This is a genomic window from Arundinibacter roseus, from assembly GCF_004348825.1.
GTDB classification, from domain to species: Bacteria; Bacteroidota; Bacteroidia; order Cytophagales; family Spirosomataceae; genus Arundinibacter; species Arundinibacter roseus.
Window position 1 is genome coordinate 1 of record NZ_SMJU01000004.1, and the last position, 717, is coordinate 717.

At 54.1% G+C, this 717-nt stretch carries 1 pseudogene; it reads left to right on the forward strand.

From position 1 onward, the window contains the following. Window positions 1–717: pseudogene (locus EZE20_RS23970) on the forward strand (hypothetical protein); the annotation flags it as partial.

Consider the following 717-nt stretch of genomic DNA (forward strand, 5'->3'; position numbering starts at 1 on the left):
CAGCAACGACAGCCAGTATCAATGCCACTTTGGAAGGAATTTATACCGTAACCGTTACGAATCCGGCAAACGGCTGTACAGCATCTGACACGGCGATTGTGAGTAAAGATGCGGCCACGCCAACGGTTGTAGCCACGGGTGGTCAGTTGACCTGCGAAGTAACAAGCTTGCCGATCACAGCCACGGTTTCCCCACAAACGGTCACCTATGCATGGAGCGGCCCATCGAACTTCACAGCAACGACAGCCAGCATCAATACCACTTTGGAAGGAATTTATACCGTAACCGTTACGAATCCGGCAAACGGCTGTACAGCATCTGACACGGCGATTGTGAGTAAAGATGCGGCCACGCCAACGGTTGTAGCCACGGGTGGTCAGTTGACCTGCAAAGTAACAAGCTTGCCGATCACAGCCACGGTTTCCCCACAAACGGTCACCTATGCATGGAGCGGCCCATCGAACTTCACAGCAACGACAGCCAGCATCACGGCCACTTTGGAAGGAATTTACACGGTAACCGTTACGAATCCGGCCAACGGCTGTACGGCATCTGACACCGCAATTGTGAGCAAGGATGCGGCCACGCCAACGGTAGTAGCCACGGGTGGTCAGTTGACCTGCGAAGTAACAAGCTTGCCGATCACAGCCACGGGTTCCCCACAAAATGTTACGTATGCATGGAGCGGCCCATCGAACTTCACAGCAACGACAGCCA